The sequence below is a fragment of the Exiguobacterium sp. s145 genome (genome assembly GCF_018618835.1).
Lineage (GTDB): Bacteria > Bacillota > Bacilli > Exiguobacteriales > Exiguobacteriaceae > Exiguobacterium_A > Exiguobacterium_A artemiae.
The window spans coordinates 88,453-96,422 of record NZ_JACSMV010000009.1; the positions used below are offsets into that span (position 1 = coordinate 88,453).

A 7,970-nucleotide genomic window follows, 5' to 3' on the forward strand; every position below is an offset into this window, starting at 1 on the left:
TTAGTGGCTCCAGTTCAAGCCGTCCAGAAATTCATGGATATCTTGGTGGAGCGTTTCTTTTTCTTTGTCGAGCGTAATGACATGACCTGAGTTCTCATACCAGATCAAATCTTTTTGTAAGGCACTGACACCGTCATGAATGATGTTCGCTGAATCGGTGTTGATCATGTGATCATTGCGGGCCTGGATGACAAGCGTCGGTGCGTAGACATCTTCGAGTGAATCGCGTGTGTCTTTCAGCAATGCCTGTAAATCCTTTAAGGTCGGCATCGGTTCGAACACTGCCATCTCTTGCTCGATTTCTTCCGCCGATTTTCCTTCTCGCTTCTTAAATTCTCTTGCATACTCCGTGACTCCTGCATACATGACCTCTTCACTTTTGATGTAAGCCGGCGCACACATCGGAATGACCGCTTTGACCGGACGGTGCATCGACAGGCGAAGCGACATGACTCCGCCGAGCGACAGTCCGCAGACAGCAATCTCGTCATATCCTTTGGCTTTTAATTCTTCATAGCCGTCGAGAACATCTTGCCACCAGTCGGCTGGCCCGGTCTTCGTCAGCTCTTCGGGTGGGGCAGCGTGCCCCTTATATTGTGGTGCGAGTGAAGTATATCCGTGTTTTTGCAAATAACGTCCGAGCATCCGGACATCGGCGCTTGATCCGGTAAAGCCGTGTAACAACAGAACAGCCCGGTTGCCGCCTTCAAAAAAGAATGGTTTTGGTAATGTGATTTTCATAAAATGATTCCCCCTCTAACTCTATACCCCAAAATGAAAATTTAGAAATCGAGAAATACGAAAAAACGACAGCGCGATCGGACGGCTGTCGTTTCAGTACTCACTTATAAAAAGCGACGAGTAACGCCAAAATAAAGAATAATGCCCCTAAGATAGACGCTACACGGTTTAGGACCGCATCCAAGCCACGGGCTTTTTGGCGACCAAATAATTGTTCTGCTCCACCTGTCAGTGCTCCGAGTCCAGCCGTACGGCCCGACATCAAGAGAACGACGATGATGAGAAGAACGGAAACGACGATGAGGCCGACAAGAGCCACGTTATGAATGATCATCGATGATCCTCCTTCAGTAATATACGCTTCTTTCATTATAGAGAAAAACAACTACGGGAACAAGGTATAGATTCATGAAGTTCATCTTACCTTCAAAAAAACACCAGCCGGCTGACAAAATCAGACGGCTGGCAGTGATGCTTATTGTTTGATGAGATCCAGTTCGACCGGAATGTTCTTGTCGACTTTCTCGCCTTTTAAGTGTTTGATCGCTGTATCGATACCCATTTTACCGATTTCTGCCGGTTTCTGAGCAACGGTTCCTGCCATTTTACCGTCTTTGACTGCTTTGACGGCATCGTCTGTTGCGTCAAATCCGATGACTTTGACATCTTCCATGCCCGCTGCTTTCAACGCTTCAACCGCACCGAGTGCCATTTCATCGTTGTGTGCGAAGACGGCTTTGATATCTTTGTTGTTTTGAAGAATGTTTTCCATGACCGAAAGACCTTTCGCCCGGTCAAAGTTTGCTGATTGTTTCGCCACGACGTCAAGTTTACCGTCGACTGCTGCGTGGAACCCTTCACCGCGGTCACGAGTTGCAGAAGCACCCGGAATTCCTTCAAGTTCAACGACTTTCGCTTTGTCCCCGACGAGTTCGATCATGTATTCACCGGCTTGTTTTCCGCCTGCGACGTTATCCGACGCGATGTGTGCGATGACGTCACCAGCTTCTGCGTTACGGTCAACCGTGATGACCGGGATGTCGGCATCGTTTGCTGTCTGAACCGCTGCCCCGACTGCTGCTGAATCTGTTGGGTTGATCAAGATGAGATCGACTTTTTTCTGAATCATATCTTCGATGTCACTTGCTTGCTTCGCCGCATCATCTTGTGCATCGGCGACTTGGAGTGTTGCGCCTTGTGCTTTTGCTTCTTTTTCCGCACCGTCTTTCAGTGAGACGAAGAACGGGTTGTTAAGTGTCGAAATCGACAGACCGATCTTAAAGTCTTTTGTTTTCTTTTCCTTTTCCGTGTCACTGCCCGGTTGTTCCGTCGAACAAGCCGCCGCGAAGACCATTAACGCCATCATGACAAGTGCGAGTAATTTTTTCATATCAATATCCTCCTTTTGGATGGTAAATCACGTAGTTTGTTTCCGGTCCGCGAGTACCGCGAACAGGATGACGAGCCCTTTGACGACAAGTTGGAAGAACGAAGAGACACCAAGCAGGTTAAGTCCGTTGTTGAGTGTCCCGATGATCAAGGCGCCGATTAATGTTCCGACAATCCAACCGCGTCCACCGGATAAGCTCGTTCCGCCGAGGACGACGGCAGCGATCGCATCAAGCTCATACGATGTTCCGGCCGTCGGTTGCGCCGAGTTCAGACGCGATGTCAGGATGATGCCGGCGAGTGCTGCCATTAAACCGGACAGTGAGTAAATCAAAATCTTCACTTTGTTGACTTGAATCCCCATCAGTTTTGCCGCTTCTTCGTTACCGCCGATGGCATACGTATAACGGCCGAACGTCGTTTTCTTCAGGATGAAGTACAGGACTGCAAAAGCGATCAACATCGTGACGACCGGCACCGGGAAGATCCAGAAGTAGCCGCGTCCGAATAGTTCGAACCAGCCGCCCTGGCTGAGTCCCGTAATCGGCTTCCCGTCCGTGTAGACGAGTGTCAGACCGCGGAAGATCGTCATCGTGGCAAGAGTCGCGATGAACGGTGCGACTTTCCCGAGTGAGATGACCATTCCGTTTAACGCGCCCATGATCGCGCCGACGATCAAACCGGCGAGGACAGCAAGAATCGCTGACGTTCCGTCGGTCATCAGACCGGCGACGAACGCGGATGACAAGGCGAGAATCGAGCCGACCGACAAATCAATTCCACCCGTCAGGATGACGAACGTCATTCCGAAGGCAATCAAGGCGTTGATTGAAACTTGGCGTAAGATGTTAAATAAGTTATTAAGCGTTAAAAAGTCCGGTTCCATGATCGAAACGACGAGAATGATGGCGAACAGTCCGGCGAGCGGACCAAGCTTTTGACCAATCCCGAGTCGTCTCGGTTTCTTTTCTGTCAGTTTCCCTTGCATCAATTCCATGTCATTGTCCTCCTGTCGCAAGCGTCATGATACTCTCTTGCGTTGCCTCTTCTTGATTGAGCATGCCGCTCATTTGTCCTTCGCGCATTACATAGACGCGGTCACTCATGCCGAGAATTTCCGGCAGATCCGAGCTGATCATGATGATCGCGACACCCGTTGCGGCGAGTTCATTCATAATCATATAAATCTCTTTTTTCGCCCCGACGTCGACACCGCGTGTCGGTTCGTCGAGAATCAGGACATCCGGTTTTGTGCCGAGCCATTTTGCGAGGACGACCTTCTGCTGGTTTCCGCCGGACAAGGATTTTGCCGGCTGGTCCATCGAGCTGTGACGGACGGATAACGACTTCAGATACCCTTCCGCGAACTGCCGCTCCGACTGATCGGAGATGACACCGGACTTCGATAACGACCGGATTGTCGGAAGCGAGATGTTTTCCCGGAGTGAAAAGTCGAGGAACAAGCCTTCTCCTTTGCGGTCCTCCGTCAGGAAACCGAGTCCCTGTTTAATCGCATCATGCGGTGATTTGATTTTGATGGTTTTCCCGTTCAAGCTGATCGTTCCGGCTTTCATCCGGTCGACCCCGAACAAGCCGCGCATGACTTCTGTCCGTCCTGCGCCCATTAAGCCGGAAAAGCCGACGATCTCCCCGGCCCGGACAGAGAACGACACGTCTTCGAACCGTTTTCCGGTCGCCCCGGTGACTTCGAGAACCGTCTGACCGAGCGTCACTTGCCGCTCCGGATACCGTTCCCCCATCTCACGTCCAACCATTTCGCGGACGATTTGTTCAAACGAAGTGTCGGCAATCCGGTGCGTCGAAACGGAAACCCCGTCCCGTAAGACCGTGATCCGGTCACACAGTTCGAAAATTTCTTCCATCCGGTGCGAGATATAAACGATCGAGACTCCCTGCTCGCGTAAAGCCGTCGCGACACTGAACAGAGCGCGGATTTCGCGTTCCGTCAAAGCGGCCGTCGGCTCATCCATGATGATGACCTTCGCGTCCGTCATCAACGCTTTGGCGATTTCGATCATCTGCTGTTGTCCGACTGATAACGTCCGGGCGAGCTGATTGACGTCCATGAAGACGTTCAGCTCCGCCAGTTCCCGTTCAGCGAGCCGTTTCATTTCCGCCTGTTTCAGGACACCGAAGCGGGACTTCAGTTCCCGTCCGAGAAACAGATTTTCCGTGACCGTTAAATCCGGCAGAATGTTCAGTTCCTGGTGAATGAAGGCAATTCCCGCTTCTTCCGCCAGTTTCGGATTTTTATATTGCTGTTCGACGCCGTCGACGAGAATCGTTCCTTGATCGGCTTTATGGACGCCGGTCAGAATTTTCATCAAGGTCGATTTTCCGGCACCGTTCTCTCCCATCAAGGCATGAATCTCACCGGTCGCGAGGGTGAAGTCGACACCCTTCAAGACGGGAACGGGACCAAACGCTTTTGTGATACCTGTCATCTCAATTTGCATCGTGCTTCCCCCTTAAAAAATGACGCCGGCGTGTAAGATGACGTTCGCATACGGTGTTGCTTCCCCCGTCCGGATGATGACTTTCGCCTGCTTCGTCAATTCTTTGAATGCTTCGTGCGAGACATAGTCTTGCGGTACATCAAGTTTCGTCACGGCCTCGAGTGCAACCGGATTAGCTTCTTTGATTTCTGTCGCCAGTGTCACCTGTTCAACGGCCATATCGTCGGCAACGATCCGGACGACATCGACGAACGATGGTGTTCCGAGTTCAAGTGCCAAATCAATCCGTGCTACACCGGCCGGAATCGGCAGACCGCAGTCAGCAATGACGATCGTATCGGTATGACCAAGATCCGTTAAGACCTTACTGATATGACTGTTTAAAATCCCGTGTCGTTTCATGCTTCGACCTCCATCTGTTCGCGCGTCGGCATTCCGCCTTGTGCCCCGAGGGCGCGGACGGACATGCCGGCTGCCTTGTTCGCAAAGCGGATCGCTTCCGTCAATGACGTTCCTTCCGTCAAGCTGACCGCAAGTGCACCGTTGAACGTATCACCGGCTCCTGTCGTATCGACGACGTCCGTCTTGATGGCTGGAACTGTCACAATCGCGTCGCCGTCATAAAAGCGGGCGCCCCGGCTGCCTTCCGTCACAATCAATTTATTCGGGTACTGGCTTAACCAATGTTCCAGTGACTGCTGTTGTCCGAAAATCAAACCGCATTCATGTTCGTTCGGTGTCAAATAAGTCACGTCTGCGAGTAACTCGTCGTCAAGCACGATGGCTGGCGCCGGATTCAAGACAACGGGAATGCCGTGTGTCTTGCCGTAACGCGCCACCTGTTTGACGGTCGCGAGCGGAATTTCGAGCTGTAACAAAATCATGTCTGCCTGACCAAGCAGGCTGTCGAGTTGACTCTCGTCATAGACGACGGCCAAGTTCGCTGACTGGACGACGACAATCGAATTGTCGCCTTCAGCGAGCGTGATGTGGGCTGTTCCGGTCCGTTCATTCGCAATCGTCTGCAAATACGTCGTCCCGACCTGCTCCGTTTCGAAGTTCTGACGGATCGCATCACCGTTTGCATCGTCACCGACACAGCCGACCATTTCGACGTTGCCGCCGAGCCGGGCAATCGCGACTGCTTGGTTCGCTCCCTTGCCTCCCGGTACCGTATGGAAGGCCGATCCGATGACCGTTTCCCCTGCTGACGGACGACGATCGCTTTCGACGACCAAATCCATCGAGATACTTCCGACTACACTGATTTGTTTCATGACTGTTCACCCTTCCGCTTCGTTGTTTCCCGTTCAATGACTTCGACCATCAGTTCGTGATGGACGGCCGCAATCTCTTTTCCTTCAATCCGTTGAATCAATAACTTCGCCGCCAGTTCGCCCATCTGATAGATTGGCTGGGCAATCGTCGTCAGTGGTGGCGAAATCATCTGACCAAGTTCAATCCCGTCATACCCGATGATTTGCAACTGGTCCGGAATCGCAATTCCCCGCTCCGCTGCGACTTGAATCGTCGCTGCGGCGATGACATCGTTCGCTGCGAAAATCCCGTTGCAGTCGTAATGGTCAAATAAGTAGTTGGCCGCTCCGAGCGCCCCTTGAAAATGAAACGGTGACTCGATACTTGCGACCAGATGTTTCCCGGCGATTTCTTCAAATCCGTCACGCCGCTTTCGGATCGTCGGTAATTTTGACGGACCGCTGATGACGACCAGTTCGGTTGCCCCGTGATCGAGCAGAAACTGGGCCGCTTTTTTTCCGCCGTCATGCCCGTTTGAAGTCACCGTCGGAATTGCTCCCTGCAACACACGGTCGAGGGCGACAACCGGTACTTCGAGTTTTTCGTAGTTCGGATTGTTTGAATAGTTCGTCGTAATGATCAATCCGTCGACATGCATCGCTTCGAGCGATTGAATATATTCTTGTTCTTTCTGAAACTGTTCGTCTGTGTTACACAAAATCACCTGAAAACCGTGTTGATGTGCCATATCTTCCACAGCACGAGCCAGTTGTGGAAAAAACGGGTTCGTAATGTCTGGTACGATCAAACCAATCAGTCCAGATCGTTTTTGGAACAACGACCGGGCGACCCGGTTTGGTCGGTAGTCGAGCTGCTTAATCGCTTGCAGGACGGCTGTTCTTGCTTTTTCGCTGACATATCCCTTCTCATTCATGACACGTGAGACGGTCGCAACGGAGACATTTGCCACTTTCGCTACTTCCCGGATGGTCGACATGTTCGCCACCTCTTTCTTTTGATAACGCTTACAATATGTATCATATTGTGTAACCGGTTACACATCAATCCTTTTTGCTAAAATATATTTTATTTATTTTTTGAGACAGACGAAAAAGTCCGATCAAACGTGTTACGACAACGTTTGTCCGGACTTCTTCAATGATTGGGATGGCGTTTTTGATACAACCGTCGAAACAAGGCGACAAGAAATGCTAAAATCGCAAGCGGCTCCAGTAAGTAAATCAACAGGAACGTAATGTCGATGACCGCATCTTCCGGGTTATACCGCAGAATATAGATGGCTCCCGGTAGGAGCGCAATCAGACCCGTGATGCCGAGGACCGTTCCGAGAATCATGCTTTGACGTGAAAAACGACTCGTAATCTGATACAGACCGATAAAGAAAATCAATTCCGTAAAATAAATGATCCGTAGTTGAATCTCGTCGATCGCGGGGTCCATACCCAAAAATAAATAACGAAACAGCATATTCATCCCCCCTACCTCTTTCTGTACCCGGTTATTGAATCCGTTAATGCACCGATTCCAGTTTGTCTGCATATCCTATCTGACTTTAGGGAATAGCTTCATAGTAACAGCTACTTAAAGAAAGTTGGGGGCCCGACCGATGAAAGAAGAACATTCGATGAAGGTCGTCAGTTGCTTAAACGACTTTTTTCAACGCAACGAACAACCACTTCAGGTCGACTTACTACGCGGTCTTCCTCCAGTCGTCTTATTGTTAAAAGATGAAGCCAAACGTTTCTTCGCAGCGGAAGCGAATTTGCACGATGAATTACTCAGCGACATCAAACGTCTCGTCCAGGAGTGTCTCGATCCACAGACATTACGTGAACTTGATATCGATGTCGACTTACCCGAGTTCTTCGTCACGCGTGCTCCACTCTATTCTGCTCATCATTACCTCGTTACGTTTATCGAGGATTGATTTCAAGGAGGATAATTCCATTTTGATACTACGGGATTCGACGTTTAGTCGGGTCTCGTTTTTTTGTGTCGACGGTTTGTCAAATTAAGTGCAACACTTCTTCCGTGAAGACCTCGTATGCAGTTTTCCAGTTAAGACATTTTCGTGGTCTCCCATTA

General features: G+C 50.5%; 10 protein-coding genes. 1 reads left to right on the forward strand and 9 read right to left on the reverse strand.

Going from position 1 to position 7,970, the window contains the following annotated elements; genetic code table 11:
- The 9 genes from KNQ07_RS09140 to KNQ07_RS09180 all read right to left on the reverse strand — a co-directional run bounded on the left by KNQ07_RS09140 (position 1) and on the right by KNQ07_RS09180 (position 7,352).
- Positions 1–741, reverse strand: coding sequence for an alpha/beta hydrolase (locus tag KNQ07_RS09140; protein WP_214766212.1), 741 nt, complete (start codon positions 739–741; stop codon positions 1–3).
- Positions 742–841: 100 nt separating this feature from the next.
- Positions 842–1,075: a preprotein translocase subunit SecG gene (secG, locus tag KNQ07_RS09145; protein WP_012371248.1), complete on the reverse strand. Its 234-nt coding sequence runs from the start codon at positions 1,073–1,075 to the stop codon at positions 842–844.
- Positions 1,076–1,216: 141 nt separating this feature from the next.
- On the reverse strand, positions 1,217–2,131 hold the full coding sequence (rbsB, locus tag KNQ07_RS09150; protein WP_214766214.1) for a ribose ABC transporter substrate-binding protein RbsB: 915 nt from the start codon (positions 2,129–2,131) through the stop codon (positions 1,217–1,219).
- 27 nt (positions 2,132–2,158) lie between these two features.
- Entirely contained in the window at positions 2,159–3,127 is a 969-nt protein-coding gene (gene rbsC, locus KNQ07_RS09155; RefSeq protein ID WP_214766216.1) for a ribose ABC transporter permease, read from the reverse strand.
- A gap of 1 nt (position 3,128) precedes the next feature.
- Positions 3,129–4,607 (reverse strand): sugar ABC transporter ATP-binding protein, encoded by a 1,479-nt coding sequence (locus tag KNQ07_RS09160; protein ID WP_214766218.1) that lies wholly within the window; start codon positions 4,605–4,607, stop codon positions 3,129–3,131.
- Positions 4,608–4,619: 12 nt separating this feature from the next.
- The gene (rbsD, locus tag KNQ07_RS09165; RefSeq protein WP_214766220.1) at positions 4,620–5,009 is read right to left on the reverse strand and encodes a D-ribose pyranase; all 390 of its coding nucleotides are present in this window, start codon (positions 5,007–5,009) and stop codon (positions 4,620–4,622) included.
- Positions 5,006–5,884, reverse strand: a complete 879-nt coding sequence (gene rbsK / locus KNQ07_RS09170) for a ribokinase (RefSeq protein ID WP_214766222.1) — start codon at positions 5,882–5,884, stop codon at positions 5,006–5,008. The genes rbsD and rbsK overlap by 4 nt, the downstream gene beginning before the upstream one ends.
- Entirely contained in the window at positions 5,881–6,861 is a 981-nt protein-coding gene (locus KNQ07_RS09175; protein WP_214766224.1) for a LacI family DNA-binding transcriptional regulator, read from the reverse strand. Before KNQ07_RS09175 ends, rbsK begins: the two co-directional genes overlap by 4 nt.
- 158 nt (positions 6,862–7,019) lie before the next feature.
- Positions 7,020–7,352 carry a hypothetical protein gene (locus KNQ07_RS09180; protein ID WP_026832179.1) on the reverse strand — a complete coding sequence of 111 codons (333 nt, stop codon included), beginning with the start codon at positions 7,350–7,352 and terminating at the stop codon, positions 7,020–7,022.
- Positions 7,353–7,491: 139 nt separating this feature from the next.
- Here KNQ07_RS09180 and KNQ07_RS09185 point away from each other — a divergent pair, with 139 nt between their 5' ends.
- Complete coding sequence (locus KNQ07_RS09185; RefSeq protein ID WP_214766226.1) at positions 7,492–7,812, forward strand: hypothetical protein; 321 nt, start codon at positions 7,492–7,494, stop codon at positions 7,810–7,812.
- Positions 7,813–7,970: the final 158 nt, after the last annotated feature.